The following is a 25,910-nucleotide window of genomic DNA, read 5'->3' as shown; positions in this document are numbered from 1 at the left end:
CATTGATCAGCTTTTTAATTGATTTGCTCTAAAGCAGCGGCAGGGACTTCTGCTTGATTGACTTCTTGATAAGTCTCCACGTGAGCGCCTTTGTTGGTTAATTTTAAATAACGATTTTCTTTTAGTGTCGACAAGCCGTTAAAGGAAATCTGTCTGGTTTTTCCATTTGAGTCAGCAGCTAATTGTTGATAACTGGCCGTTCCATATTCATTCACAGTATCTGGAGCTTTAGTTCTAACATAAACTTCTCCTTTTTGAACTAATGGATTTAATTGGTCAAAGATAGCCGCTGCTTCGTTTGAACTTCCTTTAGTAAAAAAAACACCACCTACACAAACTAAAAACATTATAACGACCAGTGACAATATACCTTTAATAAATTTCATTTATTTTCCTCCTCCGATAAGAATAATTTACCTGAGTTGAATCATTAATTATTCCGTCTTAAGTCTCAATTTTTACTTACAGCTTTGTCACTTTAAAGATTACTTATGTTATAGTAATAAAAAAAAATGGAGGTTTTGGATGAAGTTATATCGAGAAGTTGATATATTAAACAATAAAAAAGCCATTATTCTGTTTAATATCGGCTCTATTCTTTTATCTTTTATTGTAGGTACACTTTTTTTTGATCCTTACAAGCTTTATCAGTCAACGACAAAGTCTATCTAGCGAGATTTCTTTTCCGATGCTTTTGTTTGCTCTAGTGTTGCTTTTTCTTTGTTTAGTCCTCCATGAAGCGATTCACGGTTTGTTTTTTAAAATGTTTCAGCCACAAGGAAAAGTCAATTTCGGTTTTAAAAATGGGATGGCTTATGCTACCAGTCCTGGCTCTTTTTAATCACGAAAACAATTTTTTATTATTGCCATCTCTCCATTTATTATTGTTTCTCTTTTATTGGTAGTTGCCTTTGCTTTAAATATGCTATCTTTATTTGTCTTTCTGTTTTTAGCCACCATCCATGGTAGCGGCTGTATCGGTGATTTTTATTATATTGTTTTGATTTTAAAAGCACCAAAAGGGAGTTTAATTGAAGATACACCTATTGGAATTAGTTTCTATAAATAAAAAAAGAGTTGAATTGAGTTTTCTCACTCAATTCAACTCTTTTTACGTCCTCGGCCGGAATTGAACCGGCGACCTATCGCTTAGGAGGCGATTGCTCTATCCTGCTGAGCTACGAGAACAACTGCTTTTTATTTTAGCCATTTCAACTAATTAAAGCAAGTTGGTTAACAATTATTTTTGACCTTTTTTCTTTTTTTTAGTTTTTTCAATTTTTTCAGGTCTTTCTAAAACAAGACCACCACCATGAACGAAAACCTCTGTGAAGTCCAATCCCAATTGTTTTTTTATTTTTCGCAAATCACTTTCTTCATGGGAAGCGATTAAAGAAATGACCATGCCGCTTTGACCCATTCGACCCACACGACCTGAACGATGTAAATAACTTTCCTTAGTGATTGGGAAATCGGCATTAACAACAATTGGTAATCCGGAAATATCCAATCCACGACTACCGACATCGGTAGTTAACAAGCCATTTATTTGATGTTTTTTAAAAGCCGCCAAAGCATCTTTTCTGGCGGTCTTAAATTGATCAGAAGCTAAACTAGCAATTGGTAATTTGTGGAACAACAATTTTTCTTCAGCAACGCCTAACTCACTGACTTGATTAAAGAAAATCAAGCCCCAAAATTCAGGCATATTTAATAAACGTCTTAAGACATCAACTTTTTTTCGTTGATTGGTTGTAATAAAGTAATGAGCAACTTCACCTTGACTATCATCTATTTTAGTTACGTCAATAATCTTTACTTCATCATCAAGCTGTTGAATTTCTTCAACAACCGCTTGTGCCGTGGCTGAAAAATAAAGACGTTGCACTTGGTTGTCACTAGCTTTCAGAATATTTTTAATCAATTGTAAGCTTTGTCCCGTTAATAATTGATCGACTTCATCAAAGACGATAGTTTTAAAATTTTGGGCTTTGAGTTTACGGCTCTGAATTAATTCATAAACACGACCGGGCGTCCCAACCAGTAATTCAGGTTTTTTCTTCAACGCTTCTTGCTGACGTTTAACATTGGCGCCACCAATTAAGCTTTGGACTTTCATACCTGAACCAACTAACCATTCTCGGGCAACATTGACAACTTGCATCGCCAATTCTTGAGATGAAGTCAGAATTAATATTCGCCCCATTTTGCCATTTTCTAATTGGTTCATTAACGGCAATAAATAAGCTAAGGTTTTTCCGCTGCCAGTTGGTGCAATGCCAATAATATTTTCACCACTTGTGATTGGTTCAAACACAGCTGCTTGAATCTTTACTGGTTGATCAAAACCAGCTTGTTCCCAATTTGTTTGTAAAAAATCTTTTAATTCCATAATTCCCTCTATTTCTGATCAGCATCAAAGACGATGCCGGCACTTTTTCGTAAATCGTATAATACTTGGTTAACATTTCGAGCTAGTTCAACCCATTCTTGATACAATTCACCCAATTCAACATCTTTAGGATGATTCATAATTTTGGCAAAATCTAACGCTTCTTCAATCATTGGATTTTCCAGTGATTGGAGCGAAATTTCTTCAACAGATTTATCGTGACGATGGAAGGCTGCTTGATTAATTGAATTAATTGCATTTAAGACCAGTGTTCCCTCATCCAAATAAATTTCTGATTTTTGATAGCTATCACTAATTTTTCCAGTTCGAATCGATACATCAAACGTCTCATAACGTAAAATTGCAAAACCAATTCCATCCACATCAGTAGCAATCTTTTGACTAAAATAATGACTTTCTCTCGGCATACCAAACCATGCAATAGCTGCATAAATCGGATAAACACCCAAATCCATAACTGCACCACCAGAAAAATGAGGTGAGAAAATATTTGGTTCTTCTCCAGCTAAGACTAAATCATAGCGAGAAGAGTATTTCATAAAACTTAAATCAGCCCCGATTATGTGGTCATTATCAGGCAATCGGTTGGTAATAGCTTTGAAGGATTCTTCATGAATATTTCTTGCTGCTTCAAAAAAGAAGACGCGCTTTTGATTAGCTAAATGAACCAATTCTTCAAATTCGGTTGGATTGGAAAAAGCGGGCTTTTCGACAATGACATTTTTCCCCGCCAAAACTGCTTGCTTTGCTTGGGGAAAATGTAAACTATTCGGTGAAGCAATATAAACAGTATCAATAGCTAAATTAAAGAACGTGGTCAGATCATCAGCATATTCAATCTTTCCAGCATATTTTTCGCCAAATTTTTTTGCTGTTTCTAATTCTCTTGAATACACTGCTTTTAAGTGATATTTTTTTGATTCCAAAGCTGCCTCTACAAATTGATCTGTAATCCAATTCGTACCAATAATACCTAGTTTAATCATATTCATCCGCCTTTCATTAATTGGGATCATTAAAATTCTGATATAAATTAAATGGAACTTCGTGATCAACCTCAATTGTATCAGGACTTACTTGGCAATTATACGCCAAAACAGCTACCCCATTTTCTTGTGCTTGAGCCATCGTTTCCGCTAATGCCGGCTGCATCTCACGATGAATTGTTGCAACTGTTACTTTTGGAAATTGGACAATAAAAAGTAGATAACTGAAGTAACCTGCGACTTTTGCATGTATCAATTCATTGACATGTTTTAGCCCTCGTATCGTTGGTGCATCTGGAAAGGCACCGATTCCTTGATTTTCCAAGGTCATTCCTTTAACTTCCACAAAGCCTTTTTCAGCATGATCAGTTTCAAAATAAATATCGAATTTACTTTGTTGGTAACGATACTCTCGTTTTAATAAAGTAATATTTCCTTTTAAACCGGGTAATTTTATTTGCCTATTCAAAATCGCTTCAGCTGCTAATGCATTAGGAATTTGCGAATCAATATTAATCCACATTTCCTCTTTCTTTACCGCAACTAAGTCATAATCAGTTTTCCGAGTTGCCGCTGGTTGATAGTTTAAAGCTACCAGCGCATCTACTAAGAAAACTTCCTTGCCACGTCCAGTATTTTTTACATGGGCAACGACGATTTCTCCAGTTTCACTTAAGCGACAATGAGCAATGAAACGATTGGGGCGATCAATAAAGTATGCTAATTGGATATTTGAATATTGCAAGCTTTCTCATTCCTTTAACAACAAACTCCTGCTTAAGTCTGATAGTCATTTTTTTTATTTTGCGGTATAGTATTGATAAAGATTTTTGAAAGGAGTTCCTGACATGCGTAACCGTTGGCCATTATTTCTCTCGGCTTCTTTGGCTGCTATTTTTTTAGGAAAAAAAGTTTTAAAAAAAGAACCGCAAAGTGCACCTAATCTAAGCGATATTTCCGGTACTTATACCGGCACTTGGCAATTTTCCAATCCAAAAGAACAGACCCAACACGAGCTGACAATTTATCCTGACTTCTCTATCAAAATTGATGGGCGAGACTTAAAATATCAAATGATTGAGTTAACTGCGGAAAAATTTGCGATGCAGGATCCTTTAGGCTACCACCTCGTTATTTCAACTAATGATGGTCAACCCGCTGCCATTTATGATGAGGCCGATGACATTACCTTACCTATTATACCCTTAAAAGAAAACTAAAGGCAAAAAAGCCGAAACGAATTTTTACTTTTCGTTTCGGCTTTTTTTTATTGATAAACTAATGTGCGTAACATTTGATCTACTTGTTCAGCTGCTTTACGACCTTCACGAATGGCCCAGATAACTAGGCTTGGACCTCGTTTAGCATCGCCGGCAACATATACTCGTTCATTATCGGTTGTATAATCTTCGTATACTTCATGAACATCAAAACCTTCTAATAATCGTTGTTCTGGTCCAGTAAAGCCCATTGCTAATAAAACTAAATCTGCTTTCATCACTTGTTCAGTACCAGCAATTGGTTGGAATCGATTATCTACTTCAGTTGTTTCAATCGCAATGACTTGACCGCGTTCAGCGCCAATAAAAGCAGTAGTTGAAGTCGCATAATAAGTTAATTGACCTTCTCCTGTAGCTAAAGCTTCTTCTTGACCGTAACCTGTTCGATCGGTCATTGGATACTCTGGCCAAGGGTTATTATCCACTCTTTCAGCTGGTAATTTGGGGGTGATTTCCAATTGTTTAACAGAAGCTGCCCCTTGACGAATGGCTGAGGCGATACAGTCATTTCCGGTATCACCACCACCAATAACAATTACGTGTTTACCTGCCAATTTTTTACTGGTTGCATCTTTGCCATATTTTAAAACATCTTTTGTCACTTCTGATAAGTAATCTACAGCAAATTCAATCCCTTTTAATTGACGACCGTCTGCTGGTAAGTCTCGAGGAACTGTTGCACCACTAGTTATAATGACACGATCAAAAGCTGTTTGTAAATCCTCTGGGCTAATGTCGACACCCACTTCAGTATTTACCTCAAATTTAATACCGCAATCTTCCATTACTTGGATCCGTCTATTCACAACGTCTTTATCCAATTTCATATTAGGAATCCCATACATTAATAATCCGCCAGGTCGATCATTTCTTTCAAAAACAGTCACTTGATGACCCAATTGGTTTAAACGCCAAGCCGCTGATAATCCTGCTGGCCCAGAGCCTACGATAGCCACTTTAAAATTAGTACGATTTTCTGGTTTTCCAGTCGCTTCTACCCAACCATTTTCAAAAGCGGTATCAATAATAAATCGTTCATTGTCATGAATTGCCACACCTGAACCATTTAAACCTTCAGTACAAGATTTTTCACAAGGAGCTGGACAGACACGCCCAGTCATTTCTGGAATAGGATTGGTTGCTACTAAACGTTCAAATGCTTTTTTAAACTCACCGCGGAAAACCAAATCATTCCACTCAGGAATTAAATTATCATTGGGGCAACCTGAAACTGCACGTTTACCGCCATAAAACACACCGGTATGACAAAATGGAATACCGCAATTCATACAACGAGCTGCTTGTTCTTTTCGCTCTTCAGTGCTAAGAGGGACTTGTAATTCTTCCCAATCAGTAATTCGTTCATCTACTGGGCGATAAGGATTATCTTTTCTTGGATACTTTAAAAAGCCAAATGGATCTGCCATAATTATTGCCCCTTTCCAGCCGGTGCTGTTTGCTCACCGACAACTTCCACGAAGGCTTTTTCTAGTAACTCATCACCACTTAAGCCTGTTTTTGCTAATTGTTCTGTTACATCGATCATTTCATGATATTCTCGAGGATAAACTTTCACAAAATGTTGTTTTTGATTATCCCAATCATTTAATAATTCTGCCGCTTTCAAGGAATCAGTATAGGCCAAATGATTTTGAATTATTTCTTTTAAGATACTATCATCGCCAGATTCATCTAATTTGTATAAATCCACCATTTCCATATTACATTTACCAGGGAACACATTATCTGGATCATAAATGTAAGCTACGCCACCAGACATACCTGCGGCAAAATTACGTCCAGTTGAGCCTAATATCACCGCGACTCCGCCAGTCATATATTCACACCCATGTTCGCCAACACCTTCAACCACAACATTTGCACCAGAATTTCTAACACAGAAACGTTCTCCGGCACGACCACGGAAAAAAGCTTCTCCACGATTGGCACCAAAACAAGCCACATTTCCAACGATTTGAGAATGCTCTACATCATAACCGGCATCAGCTGGTGGAACAATAATTAAACGTCCTCCACTCAATCCTTTAGCAACATAATCATTAGCTTCACCAATTAATTTCAGCTCCATTCCTTGTGTAATAAATGAAGCGAAACTTTGACCGGCAATGCCATGATAAGTATATTTTAATTGTCCCGGTGTTAATTCATAATTACCAAATCGTTCAGCAATCCAGCCACCCATTCTTGCTCCGACTGTCCGACTGACATTATTAATTGCTTGTTCAACTTCAACAACCTCACCATTTTCAATTGCCGCTGTTGCAAAGCTATCCAATTCTTTCCATTGACGTTTTTCTTTAAAAGGATCTTCAACTTTCCGTTCAATCCCAACAGATGTCGATAGCATCCGAGAAAAATCAAGTGATTTTGCTTTACCCTTAGCAACAAAACGTGGTTGCAATACTTCTGTATGACCAATCATTTCATCAATACTTCTGAAGCCTAATTCTGCCATGATTTCTCTTAAATCTTCTGCTAAAAACATCATCATATTGATAACATGTTCTGGCTTACCAACAAAGAATTTTCGTAATGCCGGATTTTGGGTAGCCACCCCGACAGGACAAGTATTTAATGAACAAACCCTCATCATGACGCAACCAATTGAAACCAATGCCAAAGAGGCAAAACTATATTCTTCTGCTCCTAACAAAATTGCCATCGCAATATCGCGGCCAGTCATCAACTTGCCATCAGTTTCTAAAGTCATTCTTTGACGTAAATTATTCATAGCTAACGTCTGATGCGCTTCCGCCAAGCCCATTTCCCAAGGCAGGCCTGCATCACGAACAGAATTTCTTGGAGAAGCACCGGTTCCACCATCATAACCAGAAATAACTACGATATCTGCGCCAGCTTTCACCACACCAGTAGCAATTGTGCCGACACCAGTGCTAGAAACCAATTTCACATTAATTTTTGCGTAAGGATTAATTGTTTTTAAATCATGAATCAACTGTGCTAAATCCTCAATTGAATAAATATCGTGATGAGGTGGTGGTGAAATTAAACGTACTCCTGGCGTTGATCCGCGGATTTCAGCTACCCAAGGAAAGACTTTATTCCCTGGTAATTGACCACCCTCACCGGGTTTTGCACCTTGGGCCATTTTTATCTGTAATTCTTCGGCACTCATTAAATATTCTGCATTCACACCAAAACGTCCAGAAGCAACTTGTTTAATTTTTGAATTAAAATTGCGACCATCGGCTGTTGGTTTAAAACGATTGCGATTTTCGCCACCTTCACCACTGTTTGATTTTGCGCCAATCGCGTTCATCGCTTCAGCTAAACATTTATGGGCTTCTTCACTTAATGAACCATACGACATCGCACCAACTTTAAAACGTTTCACAATATTTTTCGCTGGTTCAACCTCAGATAATTTTACGGCTGGACGAGTAGAGTTGAATTCCCACATTGAACGTAATGTCGTAGGTGTTTCAATACTAGTATCATCCATTTCTTTCGTATACTCTTTAAATAATTGATAATCTCCTGCACGAACTGCTTTTTGGAAATTATAAATTGTTGTTGGATTGTATAAATGATGCTCGCCATCTGCTTTATATTGGAATGATCCGCCAGAAGGTAAAAAATCAGCTTGCTTCACACCATATGCTGCTTCATGGCGTTTTAGATATTCAGCTTCAATTTGATTTAATGATAAGCCACCCAGACGGCTAGCTGTTCCAGTGAAATAAACATCTGTCACTGACGTTGAAATACCTACTGCTTCAAATAACTGTGCGCCATGGTAACCAGCAATCGTTGAGATTCCCATCCGAGACATCACTTTTACGATACCTTTTTCGCAGGCCTTACGATATTTTTCTGCATTTTGTGCTAAATCAAAATCGTGTAAAGTAGCATAAGCCCCATACGGATGAACTGCCGAAGCACCATAACCAATCAATGTAGCGAAATGATGGACTTCACTAACTTCTGCCGCATCGACAACTAGACTTGTTTGTGATCCTTTACCACGCCGAACTAAATGATTGTGTAAGCCTGAAACAGCTAATAAGATCGGTATTGCCATTTTTTCTGGTGCAGTTTCTCGATCACTTAACACAATAATTGTAGCACCATCATCCACCGCAGCTTCCGCTTTTTTAAACATTTGGTCTAACGCATCTTCTAGATCACTTTCCTTAATCGAATAAGTGGTGGAGACAGTCACTGTTCGTTGACCATCTTCATTTAAAGTGGTTATTTTTTGGAAATCTTCTGTTGATAAAACGGGACTTTCAATTTTTAATTTACGGCAATTTGCAGCTGTATCAATTTTCACATCGCTATCACAACCAAGAAACATTTCAGTTCCGATAACCAGTTGTTCACGAATCGCATCAATCGGTGGATTTGTTACTTGAGCAAATTGTTGTTTAAAATAAGTAAATAAGGATTGAGGCTTTTCACTTAAAATGGCTAATGGAGAATCAAAGCCCATTGAAATAACTGGCTCTTCACCATTCTCAGCCATCGGCACAATTAAACCGCGAATAATATCGTCAGTGTAGCCATTTAATTTCCATAGTCTTTGTAATTCTTTTTCATCCATTTGATTTGTTGGGACTTCATCTGTCGAAAGATCAGAAATTTCTAAACGATTTTCTGTCAACCAAGTGCTATAATCATTTTTTTCAGCATAGTGGGCTTTTATCTCGTCGTTACGCAAAAATTTTCCGTTAACGGTATCCACTAGAATCATGTTTGCTGGTCCTAAAACACCTTTTTCAATTATGTTTGAAGGTTCAAAATCAATTACGCCAGATTCTGAAGCCACTTGGACATACCCATCTTTAGTAAACAAATAACGAGAAGGTCTTAAACCATTTCTATCTAAAAAGGCACCCACAGTTTCTCCATCAGTAAAACATAAAGCAGCTGGACCATCCCATGGTGCCATGAAACTCGCATTATATTCATTAAAGGCTGTTAATTCTTCACTTAAATTTGCTTCTCTTGACCACGCTTCTGGAACCATCATTAATAGCGCTTGAGGAATATCACGACCATTACGGTACAAATATTCCATACAGTTTTCTAACTTCGCTGAGTCAGAATCTTCTTCATTATATACTTCTATTCCGTGGCTCTTCATCCAATTTTCTGCGCCTCGTAAGGTATTGATTTCTCCGTTATGAGCTAAGAAGCGGAAAGGCTGTGCCCGATCCCAGCTGGGAAAAGTATTGGTTGAAAATCGTGAATGAACGACTGCTATACTTGCTTCATAATCAGCTTCTTTTAAATCATTGTAAAAAATACCTACTTGATAAGCATGTAGCATTCCTTTATGAACGATTGTTTTAGCAGATAATGAACAGATTGCTAATTCATCATGATTAAAAGTTTTTTCTAGCTGGCGACGAATCGTGTATAATTTATCTTCAAAGATTCGTCCTGCAGGAACATCTAACGGTCTTTTAATGAAGACTTCCACAAAGCTAGGCATTACTTTTTGCGCGCCAGGACCGCAATTTTCATACTGAAAAGGGACATCTCTCTGCCAGATTACTGGATAACCAGCTTCTTGAATGTCTTTTACAAGAGCTTGTAATAAACCATCTTTTTGTTTAGGCTCTTGAGGCAAAAAGAACATTCCCACGGCGTAATCGCCAATTTTTGGAAGAGATACGCCAGCATCATTTGCTACTCTGCGGAAAAATCTGTCAGGAATTGTTGACAAGATCCCAGCACCATCACCAGTATCTGGCTCAGCGCCTGTCCCACCACGATGGTTCATTCGTTCCAACATCGTTAATGCGTGTTCGACTAATTCATGAGAGGCTTTCCCCTCGATTTGGGCAATAAAACCCATTCCACAGGCATCTTTTTCAAAAGATGGATCATACATGGTTTGTGTTTTAGCAATTTGCTGACTTAACATTAGACACCAATCCTTATTATTTTTTGAAAATTCTCATTTCTTTTTAATATACTACCTTTTTTATAATATTTAGGCAATACTTGATCGTAAAATATTTTAATCGACAAGTACCTTAATTACTATTTTAGTTCTGATTTTTGGAAATAAAACCCTTTTTTTGATAGAATTTATATGATATTCTAAAGGTTTGAAAGGATGACTAGCTTATGACACCCAATCGTGAAGATTATTTAAAATTAATATTAGAATTAGGCGGAGATGTTGAGAAAGTCAGCAACAAAAAAATTGTCGCTGGTTTAGCCATTTCTGGTGCTTCAGTTAGCGAGATGATTTCAAAACTGGTAAAAGAGGGATTAGTTGACCATTCCCCCTATCAAGGTGTACAACTAACAGAACTAGGTTTACAAAAGGCTAGCGCCTTAGTCCGCAAACATCGTCTTTGGGAAGTTTTTCTAGTGGACCATTTGTCTTTTTCATGGAATGAAGTGCATGATGACGCGGAAGTTTTAGAACATGTAACCTCTGAAATGTTAGAAGAAAAATTAGATAGTTACCTAAAATATCCAAAATTATGTCCCCATGGCGGCATGATTCCGAAACATGGCGAGGCAATCCATGAAAAAAAACGCGCAACTTTGATTGACTATCCAATCAATACAGAAATTGAAATTGCTCGGGTTTTAGATGAAAAAGAATTATTGGATTACTTGGTTTCATTAAATGTTAAAATCCATGACCGATATACCATTACGAATATCGCAGCTTACGAAGGACCAATCACACTAAAAAATCAAGATAGAGAAGTTGCCATTAGCTACAAAGCTGCTACAACTATCTTTGTCGACCAACTTTAAGGAGTGGAATTCTATGGAACAGACAGCACTATTTACTATTTTTGGGGGAACCGGTGATCTAGCTAAGAGAAAGTTATATCCTTCTTTGTTTCGTTTATTTAAAAAAGGTAGTTTAGATTATCGTTTTGCCGTGATTGGTACGGCTCGCAGAGAATGGACGGATGATTATTATAGAGAAGTTGTAAAAGAATCCATCCAAGAATTAAATCCTACCAGTGATGAAGCCTTTGCCTTTGCTAGTCATTTCTATTATTTATCGCATGATGTAAATGATGCTGCTCACTACAATGAATTGCGTGAACTATCTAATACATTAGATGAAAAATATAAATTAAAGGGTAATCGTTTATATTACCTAGCGATGTCACCTCAATTCTTTGGCACAATTGTTAGTCATTTAAAAGATCAATCCGTCTTAACAGACACTGGATTTAACCGTCTGGTAATTGAAAAACCTTTTGGCTCTGATTTAAAAACGGCAACTATTCTGAATGAACAAATTACAACTGCTTTTGCAGAAGAAGATATTTTCAGAATTGATCATTATTTGGGTAAAGAAATGGTGCAAAACATTGCAGTTATCCGTTTTGCGAATAATATTTTTGAATCTCTTTGGAATAATCGCTACATCGAAAATGTCCAAGTTACTTTTGCTGAGAGCTTAGGTGTAGAAGATCGTGGTGGTTATTATGAAAATAGTGGTGCTTTAAGAGATATGGTCCAAAACCATATTTTACAAGTGGTTGCCTTATTAGCAATGGAAGTCCCTACTTCTTTTTCTGATAAAAGCATTCGCCAAGAAAAAATTAAAGTTTTAGAAGCCATCAGACGATATGATAAGACAGAAGTTATGAAAAATTTCACTCGTGGTCAATATGCTGCTGGTTCTCTTGATGATAAAGAATTTATTGCTTACCGTGATGAACCAAATGTCGCATCAGACTCCAACGTAGAAACATTTGTCGCTGGAAAATTCTTAATTGATAATTTCCGTTGGTCAGGTGTTCCATTTTATATCAGAACGGGTAAACGAATGACTGAAAAAGGTACACGAATTAATATCGTCTTCAAACAAGTACCAGTTAATGTTTTTAACTTTAATAATGAGAGTGACAACAATGTCCAATTGGCTGAGCAAAATGTTTTAACAATTTACATTCAACCAACTGAAGGCTTCTCATTGATGTTAAACGGTAAACAAATCGGTCAAGGTTTTGCAACAGAACCCGTAAAACTAGATTTCCGTCAAAGCGAAGAAATCACAGTAAATAGTCCTGAAGCGTATGAAAAATTATTGTTAGATGCATTACATGGCGATGGAACAAACTTTTCTCATTGGGATGAAGTTCGTAACTCTTGGGAGATTGTTGACCGCATTCGAGTAGCTTGGGAACATTTCATTCCAAGTTTCCCTAATTATACTGCAGGAACAATGGGACCAAATGAAGCTTTTGATTTGTTGAAAGCTGATGGTGCTCACTGGATTTGGCGACCAGAACAATGGTATAAACAACGAAATAAATTAGATTATTAAAAAAAAGATGAGCTTCCCAAAACCTGGGCAGTTCATCTTTTGTTGTTTCTTATTCTATTGAAAAAAATACATATATCTATTCAGCAATATTAGACACATCAGTTGACTCATTGGCTATTTTACTAAAAACAAAATCTTCACTCAAAAATTTATAGTCGATCGCCAAGACCTTTTTGAATTCAGAAAAGGTACTATCAGGAGTCAGATCAAGTTTTACATCGTATCCTACGCTAGTCCTAATTTGAATACCTGTACCATCTGGGAATACAAAATAACGGTAAATATTTCCATATGAAGAATTTTCGTAATATTCACACTCAATAATATAACCAGTCATGATCCCATCAATCTTTTCTTGAGGATACACTTTCGTGAAATCTCGTCGATCACTTAACCATGATGAAAATGATTTTGTTATATTTCCTGAAATTTCAATTTGAGCAGAGCGAGAAAAGTCTCGTCCATCATAGAACTTTAAGTTGGCTACTTCCTTTGAATAAACGTAGTCCTCTTTTGATGGCAAAACAGCTTTGTCGCCTTCTGGATCTTCATTATCCCAGTCGCCTTTAATTTCAAGTTGATAACCACGGTTAAAAGTAAAACCATTCTCTTCTTCAGTAACTGCCAACGGTAAACTGTAGTCGATTTCTTCAGTCGCTTTTATACCTGCAATTTTTAGTGGCTTGATACTCTTTGATTCAAAAGAGGTGTCTGAACCAAGTAAAGGACTATCAATTTTTTTCAGCCCATAATACCCCAAAAAAATAACTAAGCAGACAATCCCAATTCCTATGGTTTTAAATTTATTACTAACTTTTTTTCTATTATTCGTTGATTTTGTTTTTTTGTTTGGTTTTGGTGCAGGCTTTATTTTTGGTTTTGACTCAGCTACCTTCTTTTTCGGTTTTAAAGAATTTTTGTCTCCGCCCTCAGCACGAACAAACAACTCATCGTATTCATCAAAAAATTTTTTCTTTTTCCCCATAAAATCTCCCTATCTACTCCTTGTTTTTTACTCTAATATCCATAACAATAGCTTGGTTAACTTCTGAAAATAATTAAACTTGTTGTCGGCTATTTCCCAATCACTTTTTTCGACAAAGCAATCTCTTCAGAATCTTCTTTTACAATCCTTTCATATTCATCGGTAATACTAGCTGAAATAAACGTCACTGTTTCCAAAATACTATCAACCGACTCTCGGATTTCTTTTGAATTCAGTTTTGTTCCCTCAATTTTATTTAAGCGAATACACGCATCTAGCATACTAGGTAATTTTTTATAAATAAAATCACCATATTTAGTTAACTTATTAGGTTCTGCCATTAATTCCTGAAAAATTTCTTTAGCAGATTTTATTCCAGCCTCCGAATTCTCAATCTTTTTTAAATCCTTATTTTTGTTTGTTGCCTCTTCAATCCCTAGAATTTGATTTTTCATTTCACCCATTGTTTTTTTGAATAATTCTAAATCTTTGTCTGATAATTGATGGGTCTCTTTGTATTTTTTTTGCCGATCATTAAATACTTTTTTAGTTTTATAACTACTATAAAATCGATTTCCTCCCCAAATAGCTAAACCGATAATTACTATTCCAACAATAAATCCCATATATTCCACTCCCATAATCTCTTTTCATCAAGATTATACCAATTATTTTTAACTAAATGCAAAAAAAGCCGAGAAAATTAATTCTCGACTAAAAATGTTAATTTTCAAAACCTTCAGCCACAGCTTCTGGATAATGTTTGTGAACAATTTCTGAACATGAGTGACATAATGTTGATAATTCAGAATCTTCACCAACTGTTGTTCTCACTTGACGGCAACGTTCGCAGACTTCACCATCTGCTTTTTCCACTAATACAGCTACATCATCAAATTTCATAGCATTTTCTGGTACTTCACCGTTAGCTACGCTGAAATAGTCTTCAGAAACAATCAATAACTGAGCAAGATCAGAATCAACAGCTTTCAACATAGTAGCAACTTGTTCATTTGGATAAATTGTTAATTTTGCTTCCATTGATTTACCAATTACTTTAGCATTCCGTGCTTCTTCCAATGCCTTCAAGACTTTTTCTCGGAAATCCATAAAGGCTTGCCAAGTATCCATCAATTCTGTTTGATTAGGATATTCTTGGTAGCTTGGTAAATCAGTCAATTGTACATACTCTGCTTCTTCTTTCAAGAATGACCAAATTTCTTCGGCAGTATGAGGAATAATTGGTGTCAATAATTTAGTTACCGAATTCGCAATTTCATAAAAAACAGTTTGCATCGCCCGACGTTCATAATCATCCTCACCTTGGATGTACACTACATCTTTTGCAAAATCCAAGTAGAAAGAAGACAAATCTGTCGTTAAGAAATTCATCACTGTTTTATAAATGTGGATAAAGTGATATTTATCATATCCTTCTTCCCGAACACTTTTAATCACTTCATTCAAACGAACAATCATGTATTTATCAACTGAGCGTAATTCTTCGTAGCTAATACCATTTTTTCTAGGATCAAAATCAGTTGTATTGGCTAATAGGAAACGCATCGTATTACGAATTTTACGATAAACTTCAGATACTTGATTTAAAATATCCATTGATACTCGTACATCGGATTCATAATCAACACTGCTTACCCACAAGCGTAAAATATCCGCACCCATTTGATTGATTACTTTTTCTGGTAAAATTGTATTGCCCAATGATTTAGACATTTTACGACCTTCACCATCTAAAGCAAAACCTTGTGACAAGACTGTTTTATAAGGTGCCACACCATTAATCGCAACACTTGTGGTAATACTTGAATTAAACCAGCCACGGTATTGGTCAGAACCTTCTAAATACATATCAGCTGGGAAGGTTAACTCAGGACGTTGGCGAAGTACAGCCTCATGTGAAGAACCCGAATCAAACCAAACATCCATGATATCTTTTTCTTTAGAAAATTCACCATTTGGAGAACTTGGATGAGTAAAGCCTTCAGGTAATAATTCTTTGGCTTCTTTTTCAAACCAGATTGTTGATCCATGTTTTTCAAATAATTGTGCTACATGTTCAATTGTTTCTGGCGTGATGATTGGCTCGCCATTCTCTGCATAAAAGATTGGTAACGGTACACCCCAAGCTCGTTGACGAGAGATTACCCAATCCCCGCGGTCACGAACCATATTATATAGACGTGTTTTTCCCCAAGGAATAACCCAATTAACCTTTTCAACTTCATCTAATAAATTTTGGCGGAATTTATCAATTGAAGCAAACCACTGCGGTGTCGCCCGATAAATTACTGGTTTTTTAGTCCGCCAGTCATGAGGGTAACTATGAGTAAAGAATTCTAATTTGAGTAAAGCACCTTTTTCAGCTAATAAATCAGTGATCATCTTATTGGCTTTATCATAAAAGATTCCTTCAAATCCAGGCGCTTCATCAGTAAATACCCCACGATCATCAACTGGTGATAATACATCAAGGTCATATTTACGAGCAGCAAAATAGTCATCTTCACCATGACCTGGTGCCGTATGAACCAATCCGGTCCCCGCATCTAAAGTTACATGATCCCCTAAAATAACTAAGGAGTCACGATCATAAAATGGATGCTGAGCTTTCATATATTCTAATTCTGAACCTTTTAATTCTTTTACAACTTCTGGATTTTCCCATTCAAGTTCGGTGCCAACAGTTTCTAATAAATCTTTGGCTACAACAAATTTTTTCCCTTCAACTGCTACTTCTACATAAGTATATTCAGGATTTACAGCAATTGCCAAATTAGCAGGCAATGTCCAAGGAGTGGTAGTCCAAATAATAAAGTTAGCATCATCATCTAATAAACCTTTGCTGTCTTTTACTTTAAAAGCAACATAAATCGAAGGAGATTTTACATCCTTATATTCGATTTCCGCTTCAGCTAAAGAAGATTCACTCGATGGAGACCAATAGATTGGTTTTAATCCTTTGTAAATATAGCCTTTTTCGGCCATTTTTCCAAAAACGCGAATTTCCGCTGCTTCAAAATCTGGTGACAATGTTAAGTATGGGTGATCCCAATCACCAGCTACGCCTAACCGTTTAAAGTCGGTTCGTTGTTTATCAACTTGAGATAATGCATATTCACGACATTTTTCTAAGTATTCACTCATCGACATTTCTTTACGTTTAATGCCTTTATTTGTTAAAACTTGCTCGATTGGTAAACCATGAGTATCCCAACCAGGAACATAAGGTACTCTAAAGCCTGACATCGATTTTGAACGAATAATAATATCTTTACTAATTTTATTTAATGCATGGCCAATATGAATATTGCCATTGGCATATGGCGGGCCATCATGTAAGACAAAAGTTGGTTTACCTTCATTTAATGCTTGACGTTCTTCATATACTTTATCTTCTTCCCAATCTTTTTGCCATTGGCCTTCGCGATTTGGTAAATTACCACGCATGGGAAAAGCAGTTTTTCCTAATTGTAAGGTTTCTTTCATTTTCACTAGTCATCGTCTCCTTAAAAGAATATAAAAAAAGACCAGTTCATCGCAAGGGACGAACTGGTCGTGGTACCACCCAAATTTGAAATCACAATGATTTCCTTAAACATCGCTAACGAGATGAACCGTTGACAGTTACTTATTTCTCTGTCAATTTAACCAGAGGATCTTTCAAAACATAGGGTCTATCACACTCTCACTATCTGTGACTCGCTAAAAGAATATTGTTTTGCTTTTCTATTCTAGTAATCTTCTTCGTCTGAAATTAATTGTGGAATATCAATGGTTAAACCTAAGTCATCTTCTTCATGATATTCAACTTCTGGCATATCATAGACTTCTGGCTCTGAGTTTAACGTAAACTCTTCTGTACTGTCAAGTGCTTCATCATTCACAATTGCTTTTAAAACATCGTGACTATCATCGACATAAGCCGCCATTGGTTTTAAAATCTCATCCCAATCACCACTTTTGGCTTGATCCAATTGTGTTTCCAATAATAATAATAGTTGTTGATGGAAAGTTCGTGTGCTTTTTTTCAAATCATTTGTTTCAGCAGCCAATTGTCTTGCTTGATTGGTTGCATCAGATAAAATTTCTTTGGCTTTTTCTTCTGCTGTAGTTGTTAATAGATGTGCTTTTTTCTCAGCATTAGCTAACAACTCATCTGAACGGTTTTGAGCTGAAGTAATCATTACTTCAGATTCTTTACTAGCAGATGATTTTACTTTATCAGCAGTATCTTGTGCCACAACAATACTTTGATTCAATGCTTCTTTTAGTTCGTTAAAGTATTCTAGTTTTTCTTCAGCATGTTTTAATGCCTTTTCCAATTCACGATTTTTGTTGATACTTTCTTCATAGTCGCGAACCACCATGTCTAAGAAATCATCTACTTCATCTTGGTTATATCCTCGCATTTTAGTAGAAAAACTCTTATTTTGAATATCTAATGGTGTTAATGCCATCTGTTTCACCTCATCAGTTTATTTTCGTAAGACACCTAAGCGCAAACGGATTTTTTCTTTTTTAGTTTTACCTTCCAGTCCTTGAATTTGAATACGTCCAAAGCCACGAACTGAAATAACATCCAACAAGTCTAATACATAATCTGGTCGTTCATTCACCGTCCAGTTTACTTTTACTTTACCACTTTCAACTAATTGCTTAGAACGTTGTCGAGAAATATTATAAACAGTTGAGATGATTGTATCAAGTCTTAAAGACGAAGTTGTATCAGTTTCTTCTGTCCAACTATCTTTTGGTAAGATAATATCTGTGTACGGGCGTTCTTCCAAGTGAACAGTCACCTTACCAATTTTAGTAACTTGGGTTTCGACATAATTAGCTGTTTCTTTTGATAAGAAAACTTGCCAACGCTCACCATCGGAAATGATATCACCAAAATAATCACGTTTAATACCGCTACTCATTAAAGTCCCCAAAATCTTACCATGAGATAATTGGGTAAATTTCACTGGATATTTTACTTCTACCATCATTATTTCAAAATCATCTATTGTTGGTTCATAATATTCAGGGTAAATCATGGCTCTTAAACGTTCTGCCGTTTCATAGCCACCATAAAATGAATATTTTAATTCACTATTTTCTTTAATTAAAGTTTCTAAAATATATGTTTGTCGCGGATCTAAAAAACTGGTTAAGTATGGCGCATATTGGCTTTCTACTTGTTCCAACCAATCACCAACTTCATCAATAAATGGGCGTTCTTCTGGCCTAAAATGTTGATACACATTTGTATTCACTGCCATTCACTCCCTTAATAAAACAATAATTGATTAGCAATTCGAACGATAATTCTAACAGCAAAGTTTAATACGATAACTGCCGCCATAATTGAAAAATCGATTCCTCCAAATTGTAAAGGTAACCTTCTAAATAGATTTAAAAACGGTTCACAAATCCTTGATAAAAATCGTCCTAGCCCAGTGTTGTATGCTCCGGGGAACCAAGACATTAATGCATATACTACTAATAATATGGTATAAACTTCTACCAAACGAATCAATATAGTTAGTAGAAAAATTATCATTATTTAAAACTCCTCTACTACATTTCTAAACCGAAAATATCATCATTTGCGATTGAACTCAACGATGAGTTTTCGATTTCAACATTTTGTGGTGTACATAAAAACATTTCATTACCCACACGCTTAATATCACCATCAATCATGAAAACAGCGCCAGTTAAGAAATCAACCACTCGGCGCGCTCTTGCTTCATCCAAAGATTGGAAATTAATCAAGACCGTTTCTCCTCCACTAATTCTTTTAGCAATCGTGATTGCTTCAGAATATGCTCGAGGCTCAACGACAGAGATTCTATTTTTTGGATTACTTTCTTCACGGCGTCTGATTGCCGCAGTCTGATTAGTTGTTGGCATCGCAACAACTTTTTCAACAGGTCGTTGAACAGCTGCTGGACGATTGATTCTTGATTGATTATTTCTTGTTTGGTTAGTTGCTGATGAAATTCTTTCTTTATTTGCCATAGCCTGTTCGACTGGTTTAGTTGGTTCCACCCGTCTATTCTCAACTGGTTGAGGCGTTTCATTAACGACTGGTTTTTGATTCATAACTGGAGCTTGAGGTTGATTGACTGGTTCATCATAAAGTTCTTCATCATCTGATAGACCAAAAAAGTCAGTAATTCTCGCTAAACTAAGTGCCATCGACTAATCCTTTCTAAACAAGGCCGTTCCAATTCGGACAAAAGTTGTCCCTGATTCAATTGCAATTTGGAAATCTTGGCTCATCCCCATACTTAATTCATGACAAGGTGCATAAGGGATTTCTTGTTGTTCAATTTTTTCTTGTAATTTTTTTAATTTGCTAAATATTTCGCGAACTTCAATTTCGCTTGATTCTAGTGGAGCCATGGTCATTAACCCAACTACTTCAATTTTCTCATAGTTAGCTAATAATGCAACAAATTCGACCAAATTTTCTGCTTTAATTCCATGTTTTGATTCTTCACCAGAAATATTTATTTCTATGAAACATTTTACTAGTTTCTCTGCACGTTTATTTATTTCTGCTGCTAGTTTTTCATTCTCTAAAGCGTGAAAGTAATCAATCTCATTAATTATATTTTTTACTTTACGTCTTTGAAGATTGCCGATTAGGTGCCATTTTATATTTGCGTTATCTCCTAACGCAGCTTTTTTCTCTAATAGTTTATCTACACGATTTTCAGCTAAATCATATACACCTAAATCTACTAATTCAGCTGCTTCTTCAGAGCCTACGCTCTTTGTCACTGCCACCAACTTGACTTCTTCTGGCGAACGAGAAACAAGAGCACACGACTCACGAATTTCTTGCTTTATCTTTTGCAAGTTTTCAGCGATCATGCGCCCTCCCCCTATTTTCTACGGCGAAAGAACGGTGGTGTGTCTAATTCTTCGTCTTTTTCTGGTTTTGCTTCTTCACGATTAAATGTTTCAAACTCTTTCTTTTCAACATTATCGAATTGTGAATCTGCAACATTTTGCCGAATATTCGTTTCATCTTTTCGGATATCCCATTCACCGAAAGCTGATTGGTTATCGGAAGCACGATCTAAGTCATTTTTTTGTTGTGATGTAGCTTGAACTTGACTAGGTCGTTGGTTACTACGACTAGTCTTACGTTCTTTTTTTGTTGGATCAATGCCTGTTGCAATCACAGTTACTCGGATTTCATCGCCCATATCTTCATTGATTGATGTACCTAAAATAATATTTACATCGCCAGTAGCAGCACTTGTCACAATATCAGAAGCATCTTGCGCTTCAAATAAAGTCATGTCCAAACCACCAGTGATATTCAATAGTACTTGTTCAGCTCCATCAATTGATGTTTCCAACAATGGAGAAGAAATAGCACGTTTTGTCGCTTCAATGACTCTTTCTTCACCAGAGGCAACACCGATACCCATTAATGCAGTTCCTTGATTTTCCATGATTGTTTTCACATCTGCAAAATCCAAGTTAACATAACCAGGAGCTGTGATTAGATCAGAAATCCCTTGCACTCCTTGGCGTAAAACATTATCTGCTTCACGGAAAGCTTCCAACATTGGAGTTTTCTTATCTACAACTTCTAGTAAGCGATTGTTTGAAATGATTAATAATGTGTCAACATGTTCTTTTAAGGCAGCAATTCCTTCCGCTGCAAAACGACCGCGTTTTGGTCCTTCAAAACTAAATGGACGAGTGACTACACCGACTGTTAGTGCGCCAAGTTCACGAGCAATTCTCGCAACGATTGGTGCCGCTCCAGTACCTGTTCCACCACCCATACCAGCGGTGATGAAGACCATATCAGAGCCTTCTAAAGCATCAGAAATTAATTGTTCACTTTCTTCTGCAGCTTTTTGTCCTACTTCTGGTTGAGAACCTGCACCCAATCCACGAGTGTATTTAGGGCCTAATTGAATAACTGTTTCAGCTTTAGAGTTTCTTAAAGCTTGAACATCAGTGTTTGCCGCGATGAATTCAACGCCTTTGACGTTTTCTTCGATCATACGGTTGATGGCATTGCCACCGCCGCCGCCGACACCGATAACTTTAATAACTGCGCCTTCGTTAATATTGTTATCTAAAGAGAATTCCATTTTATTATTCCTCCTACGAATTAATCAAAGATATTTGAGAAGAAATCTTTGATCTTCCCGGTCACTTTTTCATCGTTTTTCTTTTTGGGTTGTTTTGGTTCTTCTGGGTACTCATCAGCTACTTCATAATCATCGTAAACCGGTGCTTGAGCAGCAACAGTAGTTACTTGTTGGGGTGCTACATTTACTCTTTCACCTGTCACAGCTAGTTTTGCTAAATGATAAACATCATTTAACTCAGCCGAATAATTTACAATACTAATTACATTTGTGAAGACTGGATTTCTTAAGCCCATTTGATTAGGTACATGTAATTTTACACTCGTACCAAAAATATCTTCAGCCAAATCGACAATGCCAGGAAGACTAGCAGCGCCACCAGTTAGAATAATTCCTCCAGGTAACTCTAATGCTTCAATCTCATCTAATGCATCTTTAGCTTTGCGGAAAATTTGTTCCACTCGTGCTTCGATTACTTCAGATAAGTAACGTTCATCAACTTTGATCGGTTCTGTTTTGCCAATCACATCAACTGGAAATTCTTCGTCTTCAGATGTGCGACCTGGGTAAGCATCACCATAATTAATTTTTAATGCTTCGGCATTATTAAAGGATGTATTTAAAACAATAGAAACATCCTTAGTGACAAATTCGCCACCTTCTTGATCAACATGGGTATATTTAAGTTGTTTGTCATGCATGACAGCAGTTGTTGTTTGACCGCCGCCCATGTCGATAACAATTGTACCAAAATCTTTTTCACCATCAGATAAAATAGATTCTGTTAAAGCTAATGCAGTGATAACCGTTTCAGCAACAATTAAACCAGCTTTTTCGACACATTTTTTTATATTATGAATAATCGTTTTTGGTCCAGTGAAAACTAAACCAAACATTTCCAGACGTACACCAATCATCCCTCGAGGATCTTTGATGCCTTCAAAACCATCTACTGTGAATTCTTGCGGTAACAATGCAACAATCTGTCTTTCCGGTGGAATTGAACGAACCATCGCAGCTGACGCAACATTTCTAACATCTTCATCTGAGATTTCTTTAGATTCATTATTAACAGCAATCATCCCTTGGCAAGGTTCTACTTCCAAAAGATTGGCAGGTAATCCTACACTTACACTTTTAATTTGAATCCCGGCTTTTTCCTCGGCCTGTTTTACTGCTCGTTGGATTGCGCGGACTGTTTTATCAATATCCACAATGATTCCACGACTAATTCCCTCTGATTTTGCATTTCCTACACCAATGATATTCATTTGGCTGTCGATGTATTCGGCAACAACAACTTTGACAGATGTCGTCCCGATATCAAGGCCTACATACATTCCTGCTTTTGCCATGAATGGGATTCCCTCCTATTTAATTTTTTCATCTATTAATTTCGAGTATTTATTTAGACAAACTACGCCTAATTTGAAAATATATTCACTGCCACCAATTTTAACATACTTTTAGAGGAATGAAAAAGAAGATTCCACCATTTTGATGAAATTTTTATTCATTTTCCATTGAATTTGCAGATTCAGTCGTTGTTGTTCCAGTTGGATTTTCATCTGAGGACTCTGATGGCGCATAAGCGTAAACCCCAGCTTCCATATCAACAATTCCTGTAATACCTGCTTCAGCCATATCTGAGGCAATTTGAGGATAGTATTGCATCCGATTTTGCATCTGAGGAATATTTACCATGACTTTATTGCCGTCATTCATGTAAATTTCTAACAATTGACTATTGTCTTTTTTTGGTGCGTAATCAATTTGCGATATTCCTGTTCGAACCTCAGCGTTTAATTCATCATATTGTTTTAACACTTTTAAAATTCTTTTGGAACTTTTAAAGTTTTTCAAAATAGGGAGGGTATCTGCTGCCCTTGCATTAGCATCATCGATAATTTTTCCATTGCTGATGATTGGAAAATACTGACTGTCTCTTTCTAAGTAAGCAACCTCTTCAAATTCTTTTACTTGAACCTTAAAATGATTGACACCATTAAAAGAAACGCTCGCACTTTGTACTCGCTCTTCGTTGTTTTTTAACCGTTTTATGTATTGATCTCGATTAAAAAACTGGTTCCACAAATTTTGACCGACTGAAAAATTCATGTCGCTTAAGACTTTTTCAGACGGAATGTGTTCATTTCCTGTCACACTAATCCCTGAAAGTGAACTCAGTGGTGAAATATAATATAATAAAAAGAGAGTTGGTATCATAAAAATCGTGATCAATAGAGTAGAACGACGATATAATCTAGACTGTCGCATTTGTTTAAGATTAGGTAAACGATCTAGAAATGAACCATTAGCTGGACCTTTTTCAAGGATTTCTTCTTCGACATCTTGATCATTATCAGATTCTTGTTCTTCGTCTACTATTTCTGTATCAGTGGCCTCTGGTTCATCATCGGTTGAAGTTGTTGTATCATCAGCCGCTTCTAAATCTTTAGAATCCTCTTCTGTTTCTGTTGTTGCCTCATCCTCTTCTGTATTTTCCTCTTCTTTAATAGCATAAGGATCTACGAAAGGAACGCCATCTTCTATCGCTTTTTGTTTTAGATATTCTAAATTGGCTTGTTGCCAAGGAGTCAGAGGTGGATATTGGGGTGTCTTAATTTCTTCTTCCACAGATTCCTCAGGGTTCACTTCTTCAGTAGAATTTTCTTGTTCATTTTTTTTCTTTCGACTGATGATACTCACCTCCTATCTTACGATTTCATTTACCAAACGCCATAGTCTTTCGGCTGCATCGGGAATACCTTCTTTTCGAGAGGCAGCTGCCATATTTTTCTTAATTTCTGGATTGTCCATGATTTCATCAATTGATGTTAATAAACTGGCGCCAGTTAACTCAGAATCTGTGATCATTTTCACTGCGCCCACGTTCACTAAACTTTGTGCATTCTTTGTTTGATGATCGTTTGTAACATAAGGACTTGGAATTAAAATTGCTGGCAATCCCAAAGCTGTAAACTCAGCAATTGATGTCGCACCTGCTCTTCCCACTAACAAATCGACATTCGCCATCACATCTGTCATGTTCTTAATATAAGGTTGTAAAGAAACATTCTTGTTTAAAGTTTTAAGATCAAATTTTTCACTTAATTCTTCGAAATAGCGGTCACCTGATGCATACAATACTTGATAATTTTTCGTAGCGAATTGCGGTAAAGCACTAATCATTGCTTGATTAATTTTAAGGGCGCCTTGACTACCTCCAAATACTAATACCGTCGGTTGGTCACTAATTAAACCATACTGTGACAAAGCCTCTGACTTTCCACTAGTTGCAACTTCTTGAGCGCGGGGATTTCCTACTAAGACTGTTTTATCTTTTGGGAAATACTGGGCTGCGTCGGGAAAACTAATCCCAATTTTATCAGCAAAACGACTCAAAAATTTGTTTGTCATACCAGGTACACTATTTTGTTCATGCACAATTGTTGGAATTTTCATCCTCGCTGCAGCATAAACAACAGAGCCTGAAACGTATCCGCCAGTACCAATTACTACGTCCGGTCGGAAATCGCGAATGATCTCCTTCGATCGTTTGATACTTTCAATAAACAAACGGATCGTCTTAAAATTCTCCTTCGATAAGCTACGCTTGAATCCCTGAATTTTAATTGTTTTAAAGGAAATCCCTGTCTCAGGGACTATTTTATTTTCCAATCCTTGATGCGTACCGACATATAAAAATTCAGAATTCGGTTGGATCTTTTGAACGTATCTGATAAAGGCCAGGGCCGGATAAATATGACCACCAGTTCCTCCGCCAGTAACAAGTATTCTCATATATTTCC

Annotated in this window: 22 protein-coding genes, 1 tRNA gene, 1 pseudogene and 1 other annotated feature; of the genes and pseudogenes, 5 read left to right on the top strand and 19 right to left on the bottom strand. The window is 36.6% G+C overall.

Translation table 11 applies throughout. The features are described 5' to 3' along the window. Window positions 1–14: 14 nt before the first annotated feature. Complete coding sequence (locus ID741_RS08930; RefSeq protein ID WP_218324905.1) at window positions 15–386, bottom strand: YxeA family protein; 372 nt, start codon at window positions 384–386, stop codon at window positions 15–17. Between the two features lie 139 nt (window positions 387–525). On the opposite strand from ID741_RS08930, the gene ID741_RS08925 reads away from it, so the two are divergent. Together ID741_RS08925 and ID741_RS08920 are read left to right on the top strand one after the other, a co-directional pair. Then, window positions 526–672 (top strand): hypothetical protein, encoded by a 147-nt coding sequence (locus ID741_RS08925; protein ID WP_438720477.1) that lies wholly within the window; start codon window positions 526–528, stop codon window positions 670–672. 16 nt (window positions 673–688) lie between these two features. Next, window positions 689–1,069 (top strand): annotated as a pseudogene (locus ID741_RS08920) (DUF3267 domain-containing protein). 45 nt (window positions 1,070–1,114) lie between these two features. On the opposite strand, the gene ID741_RS08915 reads toward ID741_RS08920, so the two are convergent. The 4 genes from ID741_RS08915 to sfsA form a co-directional block, all read right to left on the bottom strand. Next, window positions 1,115–1,188, bottom strand: a tRNA-Arg gene (locus ID741_RS08915). Window positions 1,189–1,240: 52 nt separating this feature from the next. Further along, window positions 1,241–2,392 (bottom strand): DEAD/DEAH box helicase, encoded by a 1,152-nt coding sequence (locus ID741_RS08910; protein WP_218324903.1) that lies wholly within the window; start codon window positions 2,390–2,392, stop codon window positions 1,241–1,243. An 8-nt stretch (window positions 2,393–2,400) separates the two neighbouring features. Then, entirely contained in the window at window positions 2,401–3,399 is a 999-nt protein-coding gene (locus ID741_RS08905; RefSeq protein WP_218324902.1) for a Gfo/Idh/MocA family protein, read from the bottom strand. 16 nt (window positions 3,400–3,415) lie between these two features. Continuing rightward, window positions 3,416–4,144: a DNA/RNA nuclease SfsA gene (gene sfsA, locus ID741_RS08900; RefSeq protein ID WP_438719761.1), complete on the bottom strand. Its 729-nt coding sequence runs from the start codon at window positions 4,142–4,144 to the stop codon at window positions 3,416–3,418. A 103-nt stretch (window positions 4,145–4,247) separates the two neighbouring features. Here sfsA and ID741_RS08895 point away from each other — a divergent pair, with 103 nt between their 5' ends. Next, window positions 4,248–4,619 (top strand): DUF4828 domain-containing protein, encoded by a 372-nt coding sequence (locus ID741_RS08895; RefSeq protein WP_438719760.1) that lies wholly within the window; start codon window positions 4,248–4,250, stop codon window positions 4,617–4,619. Between the two features lie 47 nt (window positions 4,620–4,666). Here the strand turns inward: ID741_RS08895 and ID741_RS08890 are convergent, their stop codons facing one another. Together ID741_RS08890 and gltB are read right to left on the bottom strand one after the other, a co-directional pair. Beyond that, window positions 4,667–6,106 (bottom strand): glutamate synthase subunit beta, encoded by a 1,440-nt coding sequence (locus ID741_RS08890; RefSeq protein WP_218324899.1) that lies wholly within the window; start codon window positions 6,104–6,106, stop codon window positions 4,667–4,669. 2 nt (window positions 6,107–6,108) lie between these two features. Continuing rightward, complete coding sequence (gltB, locus tag ID741_RS08885; RefSeq protein ID WP_438719759.1) at window positions 6,109–10,593, bottom strand: glutamate synthase large subunit; 4,485 nt, start codon at window positions 10,591–10,593, stop codon at window positions 6,109–6,111. A 206-nt stretch (window positions 10,594–10,799) separates the two neighbouring features. Between gltB and ID741_RS08880 the strand changes: the two genes are divergently transcribed. Both ID741_RS08880 and zwf read left to right on the top strand, forming a co-directional pair. Further along, on the top strand, window positions 10,800–11,447 hold the full coding sequence (locus ID741_RS08880; protein WP_218324897.1) for a metal-dependent transcriptional regulator: 648 nt from the start codon (window positions 10,800–10,802) through the stop codon (window positions 11,445–11,447). A 13-nt stretch (window positions 11,448–11,460) separates the two neighbouring features. Next, complete coding sequence (gene zwf / locus ID741_RS08875; protein ID WP_438719758.1) at window positions 11,461–12,981, top strand: glucose-6-phosphate dehydrogenase; 1,521 nt, start codon at window positions 11,461–11,463, stop codon at window positions 12,979–12,981. A gap of 76 nt (window positions 12,982–13,057) precedes the next feature. Here zwf and ID741_RS08870 read toward each other — a convergent pair whose 3' ends face one another. The 12 genes from ID741_RS08870 to murG all read right to left on the bottom strand — a co-directional run bounded on the left by ID741_RS08870 (window position 13,058) and on the right by murG (window position 25,902). Beyond that, window positions 13,058–13,966 (bottom strand): hypothetical protein, encoded by a 909-nt coding sequence (locus ID741_RS08870; RefSeq protein ID WP_438719757.1) that lies wholly within the window; start codon window positions 13,964–13,966, stop codon window positions 13,058–13,060. An 89-nt stretch (window positions 13,967–14,055) separates the two neighbouring features. Continuing rightward, window positions 14,056–14,592: a 5-bromo-4-chloroindolyl phosphate hydrolysis family protein gene (locus ID741_RS08865; RefSeq protein WP_438719756.1), complete on the bottom strand. Its 537-nt coding sequence runs from the start codon at window positions 14,590–14,592 to the stop codon at window positions 14,056–14,058. Between the two features lie 97 nt (window positions 14,593–14,689). Further along, complete coding sequence (ileS, locus tag ID741_RS08860; protein WP_438719755.1) at window positions 14,690–17,479, bottom strand: isoleucine--tRNA ligase; 2,790 nt, start codon at window positions 17,477–17,479, stop codon at window positions 14,690–14,692. A 45-nt stretch (window positions 17,480–17,524) separates the two neighbouring features. Then, window positions 17,525–17,731: a binding site (T-box leader), on the bottom strand. Next, window positions 17,719–18,444 carry a DivIVA domain-containing protein gene (locus ID741_RS08855; protein ID WP_218324892.1) on the bottom strand — a complete coding sequence of 242 codons (726 nt, stop codon included), beginning with the start codon at window positions 18,442–18,444 and terminating at the stop codon, window positions 17,719–17,721. Its footprint overlaps the feature before it by 13 nt. Before the next feature lie 18 nt (window positions 18,445–18,462). Next, a complete protein-coding gene (locus tag ID741_RS08850; RefSeq protein ID WP_218324891.1) occupies window positions 18,463–19,245 on the bottom strand; it encodes an RNA-binding protein in 783 nt (260 codons plus the stop codon). A gap of 14 nt (window positions 19,246–19,259) precedes the next feature. Continuing rightward, window positions 19,260–19,529 carry a YggT family protein gene (locus ID741_RS08845; protein WP_343214708.1) on the bottom strand — a complete coding sequence of 90 codons (270 nt, stop codon included), beginning with the start codon at window positions 19,527–19,529 and terminating at the stop codon, window positions 19,260–19,262. A gap of 20 nt (window positions 19,530–19,549) precedes the next feature. Beyond that, the gene (locus ID741_RS08840) at window positions 19,550–20,173 is read right to left on the bottom strand and encodes a cell division protein SepF (protein ID WP_218324889.1); all 624 of its coding nucleotides are present in this window, start codon (window positions 20,171–20,173) and stop codon (window positions 19,550–19,552) included. A 3-nt stretch (window positions 20,174–20,176) separates the two neighbouring features. Next, entirely contained in the window at window positions 20,177–20,854 is a 678-nt protein-coding gene (locus ID741_RS08835; protein WP_438719754.1) for a YggS family pyridoxal phosphate-dependent enzyme, read from the bottom strand. An 11-nt stretch (window positions 20,855–20,865) separates the two neighbouring features. Continuing rightward, complete coding sequence (gene ftsZ / locus ID741_RS08830; RefSeq protein ID WP_218324887.1) at window positions 20,866–22,098, bottom strand: cell division protein FtsZ; 1,233 nt, start codon at window positions 22,096–22,098, stop codon at window positions 20,866–20,868. A 20-nt stretch (window positions 22,099–22,118) separates the two neighbouring features. Further along, window positions 22,119–23,453, bottom strand: coding sequence for a cell division protein FtsA (gene ftsA, locus ID741_RS08825; RefSeq protein WP_218324886.1), 1,335 nt, complete (start codon window positions 23,451–23,453; stop codon window positions 22,119–22,121). A gap of 154 nt (window positions 23,454–23,607) precedes the next feature. Then, complete coding sequence (locus tag ID741_RS08820) at window positions 23,608–24,807, bottom strand: cell division protein FtsQ/DivIB (RefSeq protein WP_438719753.1); 1,200 nt, start codon at window positions 24,805–24,807, stop codon at window positions 23,608–23,610. Between the two features lie 3 nt (window positions 24,808–24,810). After that, window positions 24,811–25,902 (bottom strand): undecaprenyldiphospho-muramoylpentapeptide beta-N-acetylglucosaminyltransferase, encoded by a 1,092-nt coding sequence (gene murG / locus ID741_RS08815; protein WP_218324885.1) that lies wholly within the window; start codon window positions 25,900–25,902, stop codon window positions 24,811–24,813. Window positions 25,903–25,910: the final 8 nt, after the last annotated feature.

This window comes from Enterococcus sp. AZ103, from assembly GCF_051714685.1.
GTDB classification, from domain to species: Bacteria; Bacillota; Bacilli; order Lactobacillales; family Enterococcaceae; genus Enterococcus_A; species Enterococcus_A alishanensis.
This window is presented reverse-complemented; position numbering and strand designations above follow the sequence as displayed.

Excerpts from the sequence above, each read along its gene's own strand:
- ID741_RS08930 (WP_218324905.1), bottom strand. The coding sequence starts at position 386 with ATGAAATTTATTAAAGGTATATTGTCACTGGTCGTTATAATGTTTTTA.
- ID741_RS08925 (WP_438720477.1), top strand. The coding sequence starts at position 526 with ATGAAGTTATATCGAGAAGTTGATATATTAAACAATAAAAAAGCCATT.
- ID741_RS08910 (WP_218324903.1), bottom strand. The coding sequence starts at position 2,392 with ATGGAATTAAAAGATTTTTTACAAACAAATTGGGAACAAGCTGGTTTT.
- ID741_RS08905 (WP_218324902.1), bottom strand. The coding sequence starts at position 3,399 with ATGATTAAACTAGGTATTATTGGTACGAATTGGATTACAGATCAATTT.
- ID741_RS08895 (WP_438719760.1), top strand. The coding sequence starts at position 4,248 with ATGCGTAACCGTTGGCCATTATTTCTCTCGGCTTCTTTGGCTGCTATT.
- ID741_RS08890 (WP_218324899.1), bottom strand. The coding sequence starts at position 6,106 with ATGGCAGATCCATTTGGCTTTTTAAAGTATCCAAGAAAAGATAATCCT.
- gltB (WP_438719759.1), bottom strand. The coding sequence starts at position 10,593 with ATGTTAAGTCAGCAAATTGCTAAAACACAAACCATGTATGATCCATCT.
- ID741_RS08880 (WP_218324897.1), top strand. The coding sequence starts at position 10,800 with ATGACACCCAATCGTGAAGATTATTTAAAATTAATATTAGAATTAGGC.
- zwf (WP_438719758.1), top strand. The coding sequence starts at position 11,461 with ATGGAACAGACAGCACTATTTACTATTTTTGGGGGAACCGGTGATCTA.
- ID741_RS08870 (WP_438719757.1), bottom strand. The coding sequence starts at position 13,966 with ATGGGGAAAAAGAAAAAATTTTTTGATGAATACGATGAGTTGTTTGTT.
- ID741_RS08865 (WP_438719756.1), bottom strand. The coding sequence starts at position 14,592 with ATGGGATTTATTGTTGGAATAGTAATTATCGGTTTAGCTATTTGGGGA.
- ID741_RS08855 (WP_218324892.1), bottom strand. The coding sequence starts at position 18,444 with ATGGCATTAACACCATTAGATATTCAAAATAAGAGTTTTTCTACTAAA.
- ID741_RS08840 (WP_218324889.1), bottom strand. The coding sequence starts at position 20,173 with ATGGCACTTAGTTTAGCGAGAATTACTGACTTTTTTGGTCTATCAGAT.
- ID741_RS08835 (WP_438719754.1), bottom strand. The coding sequence starts at position 20,854 with ATGATCGCTGAAAACTTGCAAAAGATAAAGCAAGAAATTCGTGAGTCG.
- ftsZ (WP_218324887.1), bottom strand. The coding sequence starts at position 22,098 with ATGGAATTCTCTTTAGATAACAATATTAACGAAGGCGCAGTTATTAAA.
- ftsA (WP_218324886.1), bottom strand. The coding sequence starts at position 23,453 with ATGGCAAAAGCAGGAATGTATGTAGGCCTTGATATCGGGACGACATCT.
- murG (WP_218324885.1), bottom strand. The coding sequence starts at position 25,902 with ATGAGAATACTTGTTACTGGCGGAGGAACTGGTGGTCATATTTATCCG.